This is a genomic window from Amycolatopsis sp., from assembly GCF_025464955.1.
Taxonomy (GTDB): domain Bacteria; phylum Actinomycetota; class Actinomycetes; order Mycobacteriales; family Pseudonocardiaceae; genus Amycolatopsis.
The window spans coordinates 23,500-41,174 of the sequence record NZ_JAODNM010000095.1 but is presented as its reverse complement, the minus strand read 5'-3'; the positions used below and the strand labels follow the sequence as shown (position 1 = coordinate 41,174).

At 67.9% G+C, this 17,675-nt stretch carries 17 protein-coding genes and 1 other RNA gene; 16 read left to right on the top strand and 2 right to left on the bottom strand.

Features of this window, described 5'->3' with window-relative positions; all coding sequences use genetic code 11:
* Positions 1-54: 54 nt before the first annotated feature.
* The 3 genes from ffs (at position 55) to JWQ81_RS22445 (ending at position 2,446) form a co-directional block, all read left to right on the top strand.
* Positions 55-151, top strand: an RNA gene (gene ffs, locus JWQ81_RS22455) — signal recognition particle sRNA small type.
* Between the two features lie 54 nt (positions 152-205).
* On the top strand, positions 206-2,281 hold the full coding sequence (locus JWQ81_RS22450; protein ID WP_297544457.1) for a DNA polymerase III subunit gamma and tau: 2,076 nt from the start codon (positions 206-208) through the stop codon (positions 2,279-2,281).
* A 24-nt stretch (positions 2,282-2,305) separates the two neighbouring features.
* Positions 2,306-2,446: a hypothetical protein gene (locus JWQ81_RS22445; RefSeq protein WP_297544456.1), complete on the top strand. Its 141-nt coding sequence runs from the start codon at positions 2,306-2,308 to the stop codon at positions 2,444-2,446.
* On the opposite strand, the gene JWQ81_RS22440 is transcribed toward JWQ81_RS22445, so the two are convergent.
* Positions 2,443-3,297, bottom strand: coding sequence for an N-acetylmuramoyl-L-alanine amidase (locus JWQ81_RS22440; RefSeq protein ID WP_297544455.1), 855 nt, complete (start codon positions 3,295-3,297; stop codon positions 2,443-2,445). The two genes, JWQ81_RS22445 and JWQ81_RS22440, sit on opposite strands and share 4 nt — an antisense overlap.
* Before the next feature lie 67 nt (positions 3,298-3,364).
* On the opposite strand from JWQ81_RS22440, the gene JWQ81_RS22435 reads away from it, so the two are divergent.
* Entirely contained in the window at positions 3,365-3,739 is a 375-nt protein-coding gene (locus JWQ81_RS22435; RefSeq protein ID WP_297544454.1) for a YbaB/EbfC family nucleoid-associated protein, read from the top strand.
* Between the two features lies 1 nt (position 3,740).
* Positions 3,741-4,337 carry a recombination mediator RecR gene (recR, locus tag JWQ81_RS22430; RefSeq protein ID WP_297544453.1) on the top strand — a complete coding sequence of 199 codons (597 nt, stop codon included), beginning with the start codon at positions 3,741-3,743 and terminating at the stop codon, positions 4,335-4,337.
* A 48-nt stretch (positions 4,338-4,385) separates the two neighbouring features.
* On the opposite strand, the gene JWQ81_RS22425 is transcribed toward recR, so the two are convergent.
* The gene (locus JWQ81_RS22425; protein WP_297544452.1) at positions 4,386-5,480 is read right to left on the bottom strand and encodes a UDP-N-acetylglucosamine 2-epimerase; all 1,095 of its coding nucleotides are present in this window, start codon (positions 5,478-5,480) and stop codon (positions 4,386-4,388) included.
* A gap of 72 nt (positions 5,481-5,552) precedes the next feature.
* Between JWQ81_RS22425 and JWQ81_RS22420 the strand changes: the two genes are divergently transcribed.
* From JWQ81_RS22420 to JWQ81_RS22370, 11 genes are all read left to right on the top strand, one after another.
* A complete protein-coding gene (locus tag JWQ81_RS22420) occupies positions 5,553-6,650 on the top strand; it encodes a glycosyltransferase family A protein (protein WP_297544451.1) in 1,098 nt (365 codons plus the stop codon).
* The gene (locus tag JWQ81_RS22415) at positions 6,647-7,888 is read left to right on the top strand and encodes a hypothetical protein (protein ID WP_297544450.1); all 1,242 of its coding nucleotides are present in this window, start codon (positions 6,647-6,649) and stop codon (positions 7,886-7,888) included. The genes JWQ81_RS22420 and JWQ81_RS22415 overlap by 4 nt, the downstream gene beginning before the upstream one ends.
* Positions 7,885-9,810, top strand: a complete 1,926-nt coding sequence (locus JWQ81_RS22410) for a DUF6541 family protein (RefSeq protein ID WP_297544449.1) — start codon at positions 7,885-7,887, stop codon at positions 9,808-9,810. Before JWQ81_RS22415 ends, JWQ81_RS22410 begins: the two co-directional genes overlap by 4 nt.
* A gap of 61 nt (positions 9,811-9,871) precedes the next feature.
* Positions 9,872-10,606: a glycosyltransferase family 2 protein gene (locus JWQ81_RS22405; RefSeq protein ID WP_297544448.1), complete on the top strand. Its 735-nt coding sequence runs from the start codon at positions 9,872-9,874 to the stop codon at positions 10,604-10,606.
* 12 nt (positions 10,607-10,618) lie between these two features.
* A complete protein-coding gene (locus JWQ81_RS22400; RefSeq protein WP_297544447.1) occupies positions 10,619-11,059 on the top strand; it encodes a DUF2304 domain-containing protein in 441 nt (146 codons plus the stop codon).
* Positions 11,060-11,105: 46 nt separating this feature from the next.
* Entirely contained in the window at positions 11,106-11,663 is a 558-nt protein-coding gene (locus JWQ81_RS22395; protein ID WP_297544446.1) for a uridine kinase, read from the top strand.
* Between the two features lie 177 nt (positions 11,664-11,840).
* Entirely contained in the window at positions 11,841-13,517 is a 1,677-nt protein-coding gene (locus JWQ81_RS22390; protein WP_297544445.1) for an ABC transporter substrate-binding protein, read from the top strand.
* 91 nt (positions 13,518-13,608) lie between these two features.
* Entirely contained in the window at positions 13,609-14,619 is a 1,011-nt protein-coding gene (locus tag JWQ81_RS22385) for an ABC transporter permease (protein ID WP_297544444.1), read from the top strand.
* Positions 14,616-15,554 carry an ABC transporter permease gene (locus tag JWQ81_RS22380; protein WP_297544443.1) on the top strand — a complete coding sequence of 313 codons (939 nt, stop codon included), beginning with the start codon at positions 14,616-14,618 and terminating at the stop codon, positions 15,552-15,554. The genes JWQ81_RS22385 and JWQ81_RS22380 overlap by 4 nt, the downstream gene beginning before the upstream one ends.
* 4 nt (positions 15,555-15,558) lie before the next feature.
* Positions 15,559-16,533 (top strand): ABC transporter ATP-binding protein, encoded by a 975-nt coding sequence (locus JWQ81_RS22375; protein WP_297544442.1) that lies wholly within the window; start codon positions 15,559-15,561, stop codon positions 16,531-16,533.
* A complete protein-coding gene (locus tag JWQ81_RS22370) occupies positions 16,530-17,627 on the top strand; it encodes an oligopeptide/dipeptide ABC transporter ATP-binding protein (protein ID WP_297544441.1) in 1,098 nt (365 codons plus the stop codon). Before JWQ81_RS22375 ends, JWQ81_RS22370 begins: the two co-directional genes overlap by 4 nt.
* The last annotated feature ends 48 nt before the right edge of the window (positions 17,628-17,675 follow it).

The window sequence follows — 17,675 nt, the reverse complement described above, 5'->3', positions numbered from 1 at the left end:
TTTTGCGCACCTGCCCCACCGCGGCGCCCCACGCGAGCCGCCCGCTACACTCGTCCATGGACCCCGCGCGGCGTCCACCCTGTGAACCTCCCCAGGGCCGGAAGGCAGCAAGGATAAGCAGGCTCTGACGGGTGCGCGGGGTCCGCTTTCATGTCCGGGGGCCCGCAACTCGAGACCTGTCGGTGGTTGCCGGTAGTCTCGCGGCGTGGCTCTCGCGCTGTATCGGAAGTACCGCCCGGCGACCTTTGCCGAGGTCGTCGGCCAGGAGCATGTCACCGAGCCGTTGCGCACCGCGCTGGCGTCGGGCCGGATCAACCACGCGTACCTCTTCTCCGGGCCGCGAGGCTGCGGGAAGACGTCGAGCGCCCGGATCATGGCCCGCTCGCTGAACTGCAAGCAGGGCCCCACACCCGATCCGTGCGGCGAGTGCACCTCGTGCAAGGCGCTCGCGCCGGAGGGTTCCGGCAGCGTCGACGTCACCGAGCTCGACGCGGCCAGCCACGGTGGCGTCGACGATGCCCGCGAGCTGCGCGACCGCGCGTTTTACGCCCCCGCCGACGCGCGGTATCGCGTGTTCATCATCGACGAGGCGCACATGGTCACCACGCAGGGCTTCAATGCCCTGCTGAAGATCGTCGAAGAGCCGCCTGAGCACGTCATCTTCATCTTCGCGACCACCGAGCCGGAGAAGGTCCTCCCGACCATCCGCTCGCGGACGCACCACTACCCGTTCCGGCTGATCCCACCGGGCGCGATGCGAGGGTTGCTGGAGAGCAATATCGCCGCCGAGGGAGTCACCGTCGAGCCGGCGGTGTATCCGCTGGTCATCCGCGCAGGTGGCGGGTCCGCCCGGGACACGCAGTCCGTGCTCGACCAGCTGCTGGCTGGCGCCGGGCCCGATGGCATCAGCTACAGCCGCGCGGTGTCGCTGCTCGGGGTCACCGACGTCGCACTGATCGACGACATGGTCGACGGGCTGTCCGCCGACGATTCCTCGGCGGTGTTCGGCACGGTCGAGAAGCTGACCGAAGCCGGCCACGACCCGCGCCGCTTCGCTACCGACCTGCTGGACAGGCTCCGCGACTTGGTCATGCTCCGCTCGGTGCCGGACGCCGCCGAGCGCGGTCTGGTGTCGGCCCCGGAGGACGAGCTGGGCCGGATGGTCGCGCAGGCCGAGCGGGTCGGGCTCGCGACGTTGTCGCGTTACGCCGAGATCGTCCACAACGGACTTCTGGAGATGCGCGGGGCCACCGCGCCCCGGCTGGTGCTGGAACTGCTGTGCGCCAGGATGTTGCTGCCCTCGGTGTCCGAGGATGAGGCGGCCTTGCTGCAGCGGCTCGAACGTCTTGAGCGCCGGGCGGTTTCGGGCGGACCTGCCGTCGCGGCCGGTGGGCAGCCGGCCGCTCCGGTCGCCGAGGCGCCCTACCAGCGGCCGTCGCAGCAGCCCGCCGCTGCTCCGGCAGCGCAGCCCGCAGCCGCTCAGGCCGCGCAACCCGTTGCGGCGCCGGTGGTCGCGCCCCCTCCGCCAGTCGCCCCACCCGCCGCGGCCCGGCCTGTCGCAGCCCAGCCGGTCGCAGCCCAGCCCGTCACGCCGCCTGCTCCCGCTCCGGTCGAGCAGCCTGCCGCGGACGCCGAAAGCAGCGGCGGAGTGGACGCAGCCAAGATGAGGCAGCTCTGGCCGCAGATTCTCGGGTCCATCCGCAAGATGCCCAGCGGCCGCAGCACCGAGGCCATGCTCACGCAGGCGACGGTGTACAGCGTCGAGGGCAACGCGGTCACGTTGACGCACAGCGCCGAACCGCTGGCCAGAAGGCTCTCCGAGCAGCACAACGCGGAAAAGATCGCGGCCGCGCTGTCGGATGTCCTCGGCGGGACTTGGCAGGTCCGGTGCGTGCACGGCACCCCGTCCAACGCGCCGGCCAGGCCCGCCAATGCGCCCGCCCAAGCCCGGCCGGCCCAGGCCACAGCCGCGGAGCGGTCGTACACGCGACCCTCCGCGTCACCTCAGCCTGCCGCCGCTGCCCCGCCGCCCCCGGCCGCTCCGCCTGCCCCCGTCAAGCAGCCCGAGCGTCCGACGCCGCCTCCGCAGCGGCCTACCCCGGTCCAGACCGAGCCGGATATCCCGCTGCCCCCCGAGCCGTCCGACGAAGACGATGACGACGTCTACTCGCCCGACTCCAGCCCCGCTCCGCCACCGCCTCCGCCGGACCCCGAGCACGACCCGGACGCCCGCGCGCACAAACTCCTGTCCGAACACCTCGGCGCCCGCCTGCTGGATTAGGCCGTGTCCCGTGGATCTCGGTCGATGGGATTCGTGATCCAGGTGGTCGCTGGCAAGGCGGAGCGGTGCCCTCGTACCGGTGCTGTACCCGGGCATCGCGACAACGCGGCAAGCGGCCGCCTGGGCGCGGACACCGCGACCATGGATCTGCGGGACACGGCCTAGGCCCCGACGTAGGTTTCGATCGCGGCGGCGATGGCGTCGGCGTAGCGCTGGCGGCCGTCAGCGCTCGACATCGTGGCGGCGTCGGCGGCGTCCCGCATGTTGCCGCACTCGATGAGCGCGGCCGGCCTGGTGGACAGGTTGAGCCCGCCGAGGTCCGGCCGCGGGAACAAGCCGTTCTGCCCGATGTAGTTGGCCGTGGTGAAGCCCTTCGCGCGGATCCCGTCGCGGAGCACGGTCGCTAGTTTCGTCGTCGGCGCGCCCTGCTCGGCGTTCAGCGGCGGTGACGAGGTTTCGACGTGGAAACCGTGTGCCCCAGCCGAATTCGACCCGTCGCCGTGGATGGAAACCACCGCCGTCGCGTTCGCCGCGTTCCCGATCTCCGCGCGCTTGTCGACGCACGGGCCGACACCGGAGTCATTGTCGCGGGTGTAGACGACCTTGATGCCGTTGGCTTCCAGTTCGGCGCCGACGCGCTTCGCGACGTCGAAAGTGAAGGCGTGCTCGGGGTAACCGGCGTTGGTCGAGGTGCCCGTCGTGTTGCAGGCTTTCGTCTGGCCGCGCCCGGCCGGGACGAGTCTGTTGATCTCGGCAGGGTTTTTGGCGTTCGCGCCGTTGTGCCCCGGGTCGAGCACCACGACTATCCCGGACGACGGCGGCTTGGCTGAAGAGGACGACGTGCTGGGCGGCGGGGGCGGACTCGGTGTGCCCGTCGGTGACGACGTTGTTACCGGAGCCACTGGAGTCACCGGAGTGGTCGCGGCGGGTGCCACCTGACCGTCCGGCTGACAGCCCGCGAGCAGGATGAAGGTGGCCACTACCGGAAGAACCGCTCGCCTACGCACGGCGACCACGGTGCCACACCGAGGACGGCTAGTCTGGAAGACACGTGCGTTCTCCGCAGGAAGGATCTTCTCGATCATGGTGCAACCCGGTGGTGGCTTCGACATGCAGGCGATCCTGCAGCAGGCTCAGCAGATGCAACAGCAGCTGGCGTCCGCGCAGGACGAACTCGCGAACACCGAGGTGACGGGCACCTCCGGCGGCGGGCTCGTCACCGCGACGGTGACCGGCGCGATGGAGCTCACGAACCTCGTCATCGACCCGAAGGTCGTCGACCCCGAGGACACCGAAACCCTCGCCGACCTGGTCGTCGCCGCCGTGCGTGACGCCTCGGCCAACGCGCAGAAGCTCACCGAGCAGAAGCTGGGCCCGCTGGCCGGCGGCCTCGGCGGCGGCATGCCGGATCTCGGCGGGCTGGGCGGCCTCGGCGGCCTCGGACTTCCGGGCGCCTGACTTGTACGAAGGTGTAGTCCAGGACCTGATCGACGAGCTCGGGCGGCTGCCCGGCGTCGGTCCGAAGAGCGCGCAGCGGATCGCTTTTCATTTGCTGGCAGCCGATCCCGCCGATATCGGGCGGTTGCAGGACGTGCTCGGCAAGGTCAAGGAAGGCGTGCAGTTCTGCGAGATCTGCGGCAACGTCTCCGAGCAGACCACCTGCCGCATCTGCCGTGACACCCGCCGCGACCTCACGGTCATCTGCGTGGTCGAGGAGCCCAAGGACGTGGTCGCGGTGGAGCGCACCCGCGAGTTCAAGGGCCGCTACCACGTGCTCGGCGGCGCGCTGGACCCGCTTTCGGGCATCGGCCCGGAGCAGCTGCGGATGCGGGAGCTCCTCGCCAGGATCGGCGGCGCCGAGGTCACCGAGGTGATCGTCGCTACCGACCCGAACACCGAGGGCGAAGCGACCGCGACGTACCTGGTCCGCATGCTGCGCGACTTCCCCGGCCTGTCCGTCACGCGCCTCGCGTCGGGCCTGCCGATGGGTGGCGACCTCGAATTCGCCGACGAACTCACCCTCGGCCGCGCCCTCTCCGGCCGCCGCGCCATGTAGGACTCGTGAGTGTTCCGGCGAGCTAGAGGCGGCCGGAACGCTCACGAGTCAGCAGTAGCCCAGCTGCGCGAGGGTGTCCACGATGACCTCGCTGGGGTGGTACTTGCCCATCAGCGACGCGGTGCGGCGGTTCTGGTAGCTGTCGAGGAACTCCCGCAGCTTGTCCGCGCTCATCTCGGTCAGCAGCACGTTCTGGCCGATGCCCACGTGCCGTTCGGTGCGGTGCCGGTGGATCGCGCACGGCACGCCGAGGTAGCCGCATTCCTCCTGCAGCCCGCCGGAGTCGGTGACGACGTACTCGGCCCGCGCGATCAGCGGCAGAAACTTCAGGTACCGCAGCTTCGGTCGGAGCTGGAAGTTCTCGTCGAACAGGTTGCCCAGCCCGAGCCGTTCGATCTTCTCGCGTTCGGGCGCGCCGGCCATGTACAGCACCGGCAGCTTCCTGCTCTGCTCACGCAGGATCTCGAGAGCCTCGCGGTACTTGTCTGCTCGCGACAGCAGTTCGAACCGGTGCAACGTGGCCAGGCCGAACTTCTCCGGGAGCCCGTCGAGCACGGGTTCGTCGACGGCTTGGCGCATAGAGTCGATCGCCGTGTTCGCCTCGGTGTCGACGACGACGCCGCGGGCCCGGCGCAGGTTCCCGACCTCGCGGGACGTCGGCGCGAAGTGGATGTCGACGAGCTTGCCGGTGATCTTGCGGTTGAGCTCTTCGGGGAACGGGCTCCGGATGCTGCCGGATCGCGCGCCGGCCTCGATGTGCGCGACGCGGGCCTTCAGCACGTACTTGCCGATCAACGCGCCATAGGGCGTGGTGAACGTGTCGCCGTGCACCATCACCAGCGGCGGGCGGCCGTCCGCCGCGAGCGTTTCCCGCAGCTCGGCGCGCCTGGTCCAGGCCGTACGCGCGACTGCCGCGGCCCACGCGGGCACTTGGGCTGGGGTCTCGAGGTTGTGCGCGCGGTCCTTCGGCACCAGCCAGACCGCGGGTTCGGGCAGGTGCAGGTCGGCCAGGACGTCGGCGACCTCGTCGACGTGCTGCGCGGTGAACCAGATCTCCGGGGTCGTGCCGCGTTCGGTGATCGCGTGATGGACCGGCGCGATTTTGATCAATTCCGCCGTGGTGCCAAGAATGAAAGTGATCACCGGACGCCTTTTCTGCTCAGGGATCCGATGCTGGGCACATCGTGACCGGAGACGCAGGATAGCCTCGCCCGGGTGAGTGCGAATTCGCCGAGGCTCAGTGTGGTCATTCCGGTCTGCAACGAGCAGAACTGGATTGACCGCTGTGTCGACGCGCTGAGTGCTTCGGCGCGGGCGGCGGACTGGCCGATCGAGCTCGTCGTCGTCGATGACGGCAGTACCGACGCGACCCCGGAAAAGCTTGCTACGCTGGGAAAACGCTACGACATTGCGGTGCTCAGCCAGGCTAATGCCGGCCGGTTCGCCGCCCGGGCCGCCGGTCTCGCGAAGGCGTCCGGTGAGTGGGTCCTGCTGCTGGACAGCCGGGTCATCGTCGATATCGGGTCGTTGAGTTTTCTGCAAGAGCAATTAAAAGAATCACCCGATCGTATGGTCTGGAACGGGCATATCGCGGTTGCTTCGGAACACAATCCGTATGCGGGCTTCATGGCCGGGCTGGTCAAGATCGGCTGGCGTCGCTATTTCTCGGACCCGCGGTTGACTTCGTTCGGGATCGACGATTTCGACAGCTACCCCAAGGGCACGACGTTGTTCTGCGCGCCGAAAGAGCTCCTCGAGGCTTCCGTCGCGGCGTTCTCGTCGCTGTTCGAGGACACGCGTCTCTCCAGCGACGACACCCGGATGCTGCGCTGGATCGCCGAGCGGCGGCGGATCAACCTCTCCCCGGAGTTTTCCGCGACCTACCACGGGCGTGACTCGCTCAAGAAGTTCGCCGCCCAGTCGTTTTTCCGCGGCACGACGTACGTCGACTCGTACCTCGCCTCCCCGGGCCCCGCGCGCAACGCCATGTTCGGTGCGCTGGCAGTCGGTGTGGCCGGACTCGGATTCGCCGCGAAGCGCCCGAAAACGACCGTTGCGGCCGGTGTCGCGGGAGCCGTTGCGGCCGGTGCCGTGGTCAAGCGATGCGGCGGGACGACGGCGGAAGCCCGCGCGGTGACCACCTTGCTGCCACTCTTCGCCACCGGCTTCGCCGCAGGCCTCCTCCGCGGCCTTTTCCTGGCTCTCCGCGCGCGCTCCCGTCGAGGACCCCTCGGGGCCACCCTTGTGGCGTTGAACGCCAACGCGGCGGCCGCCATCAGGATGGCCCCGAGGGAACGTGAGCCGCACCCATGACCACCGCCACGAAGCCGCAAAACGGCACGGCTGGGAAGTTGGGGCTGTCGCTGCTGGTGTCGATGGGCTTGGGGTACGTCCTCACGGTCGCGTGCGCGCGGCTGCTGCAGCCCGCCGACTACGCCGTGTTCATCACCTTCTGGGGCCTGGTCATGGGCCTCGGCAGCACGCTTTCCCCGCTCGAACAGGAACTCTCGCGCCAGTCCGCGGTCGCGGCCCTCACCGGCGGCCGCGCGGGAAAGCCCGCGTTGCGCGCGATCGGCGTCGGCATCGCGGCGGTCGTGGCCTTTTCTGTCGTGATCCTGCTGCCGCCGATCAACAACCGGCTGTTCAGCGGACATTGGGCGCTCGCGCTGATCGTGCTCGCCGGCGGGGTCGCGTTCGCCTGCCAGTTCGGCGTGCGCGGTCTGCTGATCGGACAGCACCAGGTCAGGCCGTTCGCCGGGCTCGTGGTCGCCGAACCCGCCGTCCGCGCGCTGCTGCTGGGCCTGGTCGTGGTGACGGCGGTTTCCGGGCTCTGGACGCTGTCGATCGCCGTCGCCGCCGGTTCGTTCGCCTGGCTGCTGTTCCTGCGCCCCGCTCGTCGACTTGTCGACGTCCACCTCGACGGCGAGTCCTGGCCGGTCATCACCCGCCGGATGCTGGTGCTGCTGCTCGGCGCCGCCCTGACGGCCAGCGTCATCACCGGCTACCCGGCGCTCGTCGGCCTGCTCGCCCCGGGCGGCGACAAGGCCAAGACCGGCGGGTTGTTCGCCGCCCTGGTCGTCGCGCGGATCCCCCTGACGCTGATCGGCCCGGTCCAGTCCCTTGCCGTGCCGTTCGTGGTCAGGCTGTCGGCCACTGACGCGGGTAAGCACAAACTGCGTCGCGTACTCGTGCTCGGCACGGCTGGGGCGCTCGTCGTGGCGGCGGCCGGCGCGCTGGTGGGCGACCTGGTCGGGCCCTGGGCGGTCGCCCTGCTCAACGGGTCGAAGTACCAAGTCGCGGGCTGGGCCGTCGCGGGTCTGGTGTGGTCCTCGGTGCTCCTCGTGCCGATGCAGTTGCTGACCGCGGTGCTCGTCGCGCGCACACAGGCGAACCGCGTGCTCGTGACCTGGGCGGTCGTGACCGTGACGGCGTCGGCGATCCTTCTGTTCTTCCCCGGCGACACGGTGTCGCGCGCCGTGATCGCGTTGGCCGCCGCCCCCGTAGCCGGTCTCGTTGTCGTGCTCGCCTTCGTGCTTGAAAGGTCCCGATGAACGTTGTGGTCGTGGTGCTCGCGTTCTGGCTGCCGGGCCTGGTGTTCGGCGCGGCGATCCGATTGCGGGGCTGGACCCTGGCCGCGAGCGCGCCCGTCCTGACCTTCGGCCTGGTTGCGCTTGGCATCCCCGTGCTAGGCGCGCTCGGTATTCGCTGGAACCTGCTCGACGTCGTGTTGTGGACGCTGGTGCTGTCCGCGCTGGGATTCGCCGGGTCGTGGCTCTTCCTCCGCCGGAGCGACAAGAGCGACCAGAGCGGCAAGCCGGACGAGCCGAAGCTGCCCCTGCGCGATCACCTGGTCATCGGCGGCGGTGTGCTCATCGGGCTCGCCGTCGGCGCGGTGACGTTCCTGCGCGGCGCCAAGAGCATCGACAACGTCCACCAGAGTTCGGACGCGCCGTTCCACGGCAACCTCGTCCGCTGGATCGCCGAGCACGGCGACGCGCGGCCGTCGACGGTCGGCACCATCGCGAACCTGCCGAACGAGACCCACTACTTCTATCCCGACACCTACCACGCGCTGCTCGCCTTGATCCTCGACAAGGCCGGGCTGGCGATGCCGCAACTGCTCAACCTCGCGGCGTTGACGGTGATCCTCTGCGTCCCCGTCGGCATCGCGGCGCTCGGTGTGGCCTGGCGGCTGCCTCCGATCGCGACCGCGGCCGCCGCCGCGGTGTGCACCTGGTTCACGGCGTTCCCTTACGACCTGCTCTGGCGCGGGCCGCTGTGGCCGTACGCGGCCGGCGTCGCGCTGATCCCAGCGGTGCTCGCGCTGGCACGGCGTCTGCTGGAACCGCGTGGCATAGCGGGTCCGGTGGCGATCTCGGTCGGCGTCGCCGGGCTGACCGGCCTGCACAGCAGTGTGGTCTTCGTTGTGGTGGGCTATTTCCTGCTGATCCTGCTCGCAGTCGTGTTTCGGTTCGAGCCGATCAACTGGCGCCGGTCATGGCCCTCGCTCGTCGCCACCGCGGTGGGCAGTGGCGTGCTCGCGGTGCTCCTGATCCTGCCGTCGCTGTACAACGCCGCGGGCGTGACGTCGGCGTCCTGGCCGACGTCGGCGACCGTGTCCGGGGCGGTCGGCGAAACCATCACGTTCTCGCCGATGGCCGCCGTGCCGCTGTGGTGGATCGGTGTCCCGGCGATTGTCGGGGTATTCCTGCTGGTCAAGCACCGGCGGATGCTGTGGCTGGTCGGCGCGTACGTGGTCTTCGGCGGCCTGTTCGCCGCGGCGGTGTCCATCGATACGCCGCTGGTGCACACCCTTGGCAGCATCTTCTACAACGACCAGTACCGGATCGGCGCGCTCATCCCGCTCGCCGGCGCGGTCGCGTTCGGCGAGTTCGTCAACACGGCGTCGGGCAGGATCGCCGCGTGGCGACCGAACTGGAGGCCCGCGACAGCGACGCTGGCCTGCGCGCTTGTGCTTGGACTGGTCTTGGCCGCGCTGAGCAAGGGCGGTTACATCGGCCGCAACGCCGCGCGGTTCGCGACCAGCTACACCGATGGGCCCACTGTCAGTAGACAGAAGGAAGCCGCGTTCGAGTGGTTGGCGGAGCACACCCTTCCCAGCGAGCACGTGATGAACGACTTCACCGACGGCTCCGAGTGGATGTATGCGCTCGACGGCGTCATGCCCGTCGAGTGGAACTTCTACGGCGCCGACCGGGGCACCGAAGCCAACTTGCTCACCTTGCGCCTCAACAACATCGATCAGGACCCGAGCGTGCGCAAAATGCTCGGTGACCTCAAGGTCCGCTACGTCTTGGTGGGCAAGGGCTTGATCGCGGGCAAGCCGTCGGCCGCGGCCGGATTGGCGAACCTGGACGCGAATCCGGTGTTCCGCGTGGTCTACCGGAACCCGGACGCGACGATCTACGCCATCGACGGTCAGCCGGACGTCGTGCGCCCCGCAGCCCCGTAACGTGCGGTAATGGGGTGTGGTCACCCATTCGAGTAAGCAGGTCCGCGCGTAGCGTCGCGGCGTGGCCGTAGCGACCGATCGTGTGCTGGTGGTGATGCCTGCGCTCAACGAGCAGGCCAGCGTCGCCGCGGTGATCACGCACGTGAAGCAATCGCTGCCGGGGATGGACGTGCTCGTCGTCGACGACGGGTCCTCCGACGACACGGCCGCCCAGGCGCGGCAGGCCGGCGCGCAGGTCGCGCGGCTCGCGGTCAACCTCGGTGTCGGCGGCGCGATGCGCACCGGTTTCCGCTATGCCGTCGCCCGCGGGTACACCGTCGTCGTCCAGGTCGACGCCGACGGTCAGCACGATCCCGACGAGGTCGCCGCGTTGCTCGACGCGCTCGAAGACGCGGACATCGTGATCGGCTCCCGGTTCGCGGGCAAGGGCGCGTACCAGGCCCGCGGCCCGCGCAAGTACGCGATGGTCGTGCTGTCATTGGTGTTCTCGCGGCTGGCGAAGACCAAGCTCACCGACGTGACGTCCGGGGCCAAGGCGATGGGGCCGCGCGCGATCAAGCTGTTCGCCGGGTACTACCCCGCCGAATATCTCGGCGACACCGTCGAATCACTCGTCATGGCGATCCGCGCCGGACTGCGGATCAAAGAAGTCCCGGTGCTCATGCGGGAACGGACGGCGGGCACGCCGAGCCATTCCCCGATCAAATCGGCGGTGTATCTCAGCCGCGCCGGGTTGGCGCTGCTGCTGGCTTTGGTCCGCCGCCGTCCGGCGATCGACTCCTCCGATTCCGCCTAAAAGGGAACTCTTATGGCCGGTTGGCGCATTCTCAGTATCGTCATCGCGTGTCTGGTGCTGTTCGTCGTCATCGAAATGATGCGCCGCCGGAAACTGCGGGAGAAGTACGCGGGTCTCTGGCTGGTCGTCGGCATCGGCGTGGTCGTGCTCGCGGTCGTCCCGGCCGCCGCGCAGTTCATGGCTCGGCTGACCGGCGTCGAGACGCCGTCGAACCTGGTGTTCTTCATGGCCGGAGTGGTGCTGGCGCTGGTCGCGCTGCATCTGTCCACTGAGGTCGGACGCCTCGAGGAGGAGATGCGCACGGCCGTCGAGGAGAGCGCGCTACTTCGCTGCGAGCTCGAGGACAGCCGACGCGAACTCGAGGCCAGGCTTATCGCGCTGGAAGCTGCCACTGCCGTGCCGGACAACGTCAGGCGACTTCCCGGCATCCGCTTCGCCCGCGCCTACCACTAAGCCCCTACAGTTGGCGGCCTTCACGTCGTTCGGACGGCAGGCGGTTATGGACGCGGAACTCGACGCGCTGCGGGCGTCGGCGGCGAAGCTGGGCGGGGTCCGCGTGCTGGCCATCGACGGCCCCTCCGGGGTCGGCAAGTCGACACTCGCGGCTGAGGTCGTCAGCGCGTTGCGCGCCGCCGGAGCCAGCGTCGAACTGGTCGCGTCGGATGACTTCGCGACCTGGGCGGACCCGGTGTCGTGGTGGCCGTGCCTGGTCTCCGGGGTGCTCGAGCCGCTAAGTCTTGGTCGGCCAGGGCGATACCGGAAGATGGTCTGGGCCGATCGAGTTCCCCGGCTCGGGCCGTGGGTCGACGTCGCGGTGCCGGAAATCCTGGTACTGGAAGGTGTTTCGACCGGTCGGGCGTCGATGCGGCCGGCGCTGTCCAGGTTGTGGTGGGTCGACGGACTTTCGCCCGCGGAGTTGCTGGAGCGCGCTGTCGCCCGTGATGGCGAGGCCGACAGAGGTTCGCTCAGCGAGTGGCAGGCCTTCGAACGCGGTTGGTTCACCGTTGACAACACCCGGCTTCACGCGGATCATACGGTGCTCAGGGCATTCAGGTGATCACTCTGGGGTGATGACAATTACGGCTTAGCGGACAAAACCGGCCAAAGTTTCACGATCGTGATCTTACAGACTTATCTGATGGATGAGTTCCGGTTACTGTCGGCGGTCACATAAGTCCGGTTCGTCCCGACTGTCCTGTGCCGGGTAAGCCGAACATCTCCCAAGGGGTGCCAGATGCTGCAAACGCGGTTGGCACGAACACGCCGGATAGCCCTGATCGGGCTAGCCGGCGCACTCGTGCTTTCACTGTCCGCCTGTGCCGAGTCCAAGCGTGACGAGGGCGGGGCGGGGAAGACCGGTGGCACCCTCGTGTTCGGCGCGGCCGGCGCGCCGAAGCTGTTCGACCCCATTTTCAATGACGAGGGCGAAACGGACCGCATCACGCGGCAGGTGTTCGACACGCTCATCGCGTTCAAAGAGGGCACCACGGAGCTGACTCCCGGCCTCGCCGAGAAGTGGACAGCCAGCCCGGACGGTAAGACCTGGACGTTCGACCTGCGCAAGAACGTGAAGTTCCACGACGGCACCGCGTTCAACGCCGCGGCCGTCTGCTTCAACTTCGACCGCTGGTACAACATGAAGGGCGCGCCTGCCCAGAGCCAGATGATCTACTACGGCGATATCTTCGAGGGTTTCGCGAAGAACGAAGGCGACGCCAGCGGGAAGCCGCTCTACAAGTCCTGTGAAGCCAAGGACGACAACACCGCGGTCCTCAACCTCAATGCCTACAAGGGCGCGTTCCCGGCCGCCTTCGGGCTCGGTTCGTTCAGTATTTCCAGCCCGGATGCGCTGAAGAAGTACGACGCCGACAAGGTCACGCAGTCCGGCGAATCTTTCTCCTACAGCGATTACGCGCTCTTGCACCCCACCGGCACCGGGGCGTTCAAGTTCGAGTCTTACGACAAGAACGCGCAGACGATCACCCTGGTCCGCAACGAGGATTACTGGGGTGACAAGGCGAAGCTCGACAAGATCGTCTTCAAGGTGATCACCGACGAGAACGCGCGCAAGCAGGAGCTCAAGGCCAAGACGATCGACGGCTACGACCTCGTTTCGCCGCAGGACTATGCCGGGCTCAAGACCGACGGGTTCACCGTCACCCCGCGTCCCGCGTTCAACCTGCTCTATCTGGGCATCAACCAGAAGGGCAACCCGGCGCTGAAGGACCTGCGGGTCCGTCAGGCACTGGCGTATGCGCTGAACCGGGAACAGCTGGTCCAGACCAAGATGCCGGAAGGCGCCAAGGTCGCCAAGGAGTTCCAGCCGGAGACGCTCGCCGGATATGCCCCGGACGTGCAGGAATACCCGCACGACGTCGCCAAGGCGAAGGAACTGCTGGCCGCCGCCGGCGCGTCCAACCTGACGCTGAAGTTCTACTACCCGACCGAGGTCACCCGGCCGTACATGCCGAACCCGCAGGAGATCGCGTCGGCGCTGTCGGACGACCTCAAGGCCGTCGGCATCACGATCCAGCTCGTCCCCGAGCCCTGGAACGGCGGCTACAAGGACGACATCCAGAAGTTCGGCAAGCAGGACATCCACATCATCGGCTGGAACGCGGACTACGCCGACGCCGGCAACTTCCTCGGCACGTTCTTCGGCCGGGAGAAGGCGGAGTTCGGCTTCACCAACCAGGCCCTGTTCGACGAACTGTCCAAAGCGGACTCGACGGTAGACCCGGCCGCCCACGCCGCGGCCTACCAGCAGGCCAACCGTGACCTCATGTCGAAGTACCTGCCGGCCGTGCCGATCCTGAGCTCGCCGCCCGCCTTCGTCACCGCCGCGAACGTCACCGGCATGACGCCGAGCCCGCTCAACAACGAACACTTCAACACCGTCAGCAAGGGATAACCTCACGCGGCACTAATTAGCCGACAAGGGGTGGGCGTCGACGACGCCCGCCCCTTGCCCGCCACCTGGGGCTAACGCAAAGGGAAATCCATTGCTCCGATTCATCACGCGTCGGCTGCTACAAGCGATACCGACGCTGCTCGTACTGTCCATTTTGGTCTTCGCGTGGCTGCGCTCACTGCCCGGCGGTCCCGCCGGGGCCCTGCTGGGCGACAAGGCGACCCCGCAGAAACTCGCGGACCTCAACCACGTCCTCGGGCTCGACCAGCCCATCTGGGCGCAGTACCTCGACTTCCTCGGCCGAATCCTGTCCGGGGATTTCGGGAACTCACTCGCCAGCGGTGACACCGTGCTCGCCGAAATCGGCCGCGCTTTCCCCGCGACCGTCGAACTGACCGTGAGCGCGTTGTTCTTCGCGATCGTCGCGGGCATTCCGCTCGGCTACCTGTCCGCGAAGTACCGCGGCCGGTTCTTCGACACCAGCACGCTCATCGGCACTCTCGTCGGGGTCGCGATTCCGGTGTTCTTCCTCGGGATCCTGTTCAAGTTCCTGTTCGCGTCGGGCCCCTTCCTGCACATCCTGCCGCCGTCGGGGCGCGCGTCGATCGACATCGACGCCACGCACGTCACCGGGTTCGCCGTGCTCGACGGGCTGCTGACCGGCGAATACGACGCTTCCGCCGACGCCATCCAGCATCTGATCCTGCCTGCCATCGCGCTGGGCACGATCCCGCTGGCGGTGATCGTCCGGATCACCAGGGCGTCTGTTCTCGACGTGCTCAACGAGGATTTCGTGCGGACGGCCAACGCCAAGGGGCTCGCCGCGCGCACGGTCCGCGGCCGGCATGTCCTGCGCAACGCGCTGCTCCCGGTGTCGACCACGATCGGTCTGCAGACCGGGCTGCTGCTCGCCGGCGCGGTGCTGACCGAGAAAGTGTTCAACTGGGGCGGGATCGGATCCCTGATGGCAGAAGGCATCGAGAGACGTGACTATCCACGGCTTCAGGCGCTGGTCCTGCTCGCCGCGGTCGTGTTCGTCGTGGTGAACGTGCTGGTCGACATCTCGTACGGCCTCATCGACCCGAGGGTGCGTGTCCGATGAGCACCTTGTCGAAGTTCCGGCGCGCCCGGATCGACCGGCTCGCCGAGGAGTCCGCCGGCGGCACGAGCATGCTGGCCGGTGCGCTGCGGCAGATGTCGCGAAGTCCGGTGGCCATCGCCGGCGCGGTCATCGTGGCCGTGTTCCTGGTGCTCGCCGCGTTTGCGCCGCTGCTCACCCCGAAGGACCCCTATCTGCGCGACCCGGTGTTGCTTGCCAAGCTGAAACTCGGCTCGGGCATCATTCCCGGTGCGCAGCCCGGCTATCTCCTTGGCAGTGACGAGAACGGCCGCGACTTCTTCAGCAGGCTGCTGATCGGTTCGCAGCAGACGTTGACCGTCGGGGTCATGGCCACACTGATCGGGCTCGTGCTGGGCATGGTCATCGGCGGGCTCGCCGGGGCGCTGGGCGGCTGGGTGGACTCGCTGCTGATGCGGTTCACCGACATCATGCTGTCGATCCCCGGGCTGCTGCTGGCGATCTCGATCGCCGCTATCGCGTCGAAACCCAGCCAGACCACGGTGATCATCGCGGTCGCCATCGTCAACGTGCCGGTGTTCGCCAGGCTGCTGCGCGGAGCGATGCTTTCCCAGCGGCACAGCGAACACGTGCTCGCGGCGAAGGCGTTGGGTGTGCGGCGGCGCGCGATCGTGTTCCGGCACATGCTGCCCAACTCGCTCGCGCCGGTGATCGTGCAGGCGACGCTCACGCTCGCGACGTCCATTTTGGACGCCGCGGCGCTGTCGTTCCTCGGCCTCGGAGATCCGGACCTCGACCGCGCGGAGTGGGGTCTGATGCTCGGCAATGCCCAGCGGTACTTCGACATCCGGCCGGAGCTCGGTTTTTATCCGGCGCTCGCGATCGTTGTCATCGCGCTCGGTTTCACGCTGCTCGGCGAGTCCATGCGTGAAGCCCTCGATCCCAAGAACAGGCGGTGAGATCATGGCACTGCTCGAAGTACGCGACCTGAAGGTCGTCTTCGGACGCAAGGGTGCAAGTCCGTTCACCGCGGTGGACGGTGTGAGCTTCGACGTCGATCCCGGGCAGACGGTCGGCCTGGTCGGCGAGTCGGGCTGCGGCAAGTCCGTGACGTCGTTGGCGATCATGCGCTTGCTGGCCAAGCGCGGCAACACCGTTTCCGGTTCGGTGTCGTTCGAGGGTTCCGACTTGCTTTCGCTGTCGGACAAGGAAATGGCGAACCGTCGCGGTCGCGATATCGCGATGGTCTTCCAGGATCCGCAGTCCTCGCTGAACCCGGTGATCCCGATCGGGCTGCAGATCACCGAGGTCCTCGAGCGTCATCGGGGTATGTCACGCAAGCAGGCCAAGGTCGAAGCGGAGGAACTGCTGGCGAAGGTCGGCATTCCGGATCCGAAACGACGCCTGACGGAGTATCCGCACCAGCTGTCCGGCGGCATGCGGCAGCGCGCGTTGATCGCCATCGCGCTGGCCTGCAAACCGCGGCTGCTGATCGCGGACGAGCCGACCACCGCACTCGACGTCACCATTCAAGCGCAGATCCTGGCGCTGCTGCGTGAACTGGTGAAGGACACCGGGACGGCGTTGATCATGATCACGCACGATCTCGGTGTCGTCGCGGGCCTCTGCGACGAGGTCAACGTCCTTTATGGAGGCCGGATCGTCGAACGGGCGGATCGGCACACGCTGTTTGCCGAACCACGGCACCCTTACACGCACGGACTACTCGCGTCGATCCCGCGTCTCGACGCCGCACGTGGTGAGAAGCTCGTTCCCATCAGAGGATCGGTCGCGGACAACATCCCGTGGGACGGTGGTTGTGCGTTCGCGCCGCGCTGTCCTAACGCGATCGATGCGTGTCGTGAGACGGCTCCATTGCTGGTGGACAATCTGCGCTGCCACAACCCGGTCGTGCCAGTTCTGGAGGGAACCCGGTGACTGACGACGTATTGCTGACCGTCGACGACCTGAAAGTGCATTTCCCGATCAAGCGCGGTGTGGTCATCGACCGGACGATCGGGTACGTCTACGCGGTCGACGGCGTGGACCTGAAAATCCGTCGCGGCGAGACGTACGGCCTGGTCGGCGAGTCCGGCTGCGGGAAGACCACCCTCGGCCGCGCGATCCTGCGGCTCGTCGAGCCGACCGGCGGCAAGGTGGACTTCGACGGCACGGACGTGTCGAGCCTCAAGGGCGAGGCGCTGCGCAAGAGCCGCAGCCGGATGCAGATGATCTTCCAGGACCCACTGTCAAGTTTGGACCCGCGGCAGTCCGTCGAATCGATTCTCGTCGAGGGCATGCGGGCGCACGGACTGGACAAGGGCAAGGAAAGCACCCGCGCGCGGCTGCGCGAACTACTCGCCGCGGTCGGCCTGCCGGAAAGTTCGCTGCGGAAGTACCCGCACGAGTTCTCCGGCGGACAGCGTCAGCGCATCGGCATCGCGCGGGCACTCGCCGTCGAGCCTGACCTGATCGTCGCCGACGAACCGGTGTCCGCCTTGGACGTCTCGGTGCAGGCGCAGGTCGTCAACCTGCTCGAAGAACTGCAGGACGAACTCGGGCTGACGTACCTGGTGATCGCGCACGACCTCGCGGTGGTGCGGCACATCTCCGACCGTATCGGCGTGATGTACCTCGGGTCGATCGTCGAGGAGGCGGGTGCGGACGAGCTGTACGCCGAGCCGCTGCACCCGTACACACGCGCGCTGCTTTCGGCGATTCCAGTGCCGGACCCGCTGGTGGAGGACTCGCGCGAGCAGATCCTGCTGTCCGGCGACCTGCCGTCACCGGCGAACCCGCCGAGCGGCTGCCGGTTCCACACTCGGTGTCCGTGGAAGCAGGAGAGCCGCTGCGACACCGAGCGTCCGGTGCTGAGGGAGGTCGGGGAAGCACACCGCGTCGCGTGCCACTTCGCGGAGGACATCCGCGACGGCAAGATCCCGCGCCACGCCGTCACCCCCGTCCTCGTCGACCCCACCTTGTCCTTCGACTCCGTCCCCATTTCCCCAGCTTCGGTCACCGAGGTTCTCTGACGTTCCCTCGGGGCCACCCTGAGGTGCCCCGCGTATGTCTCGCGCGCA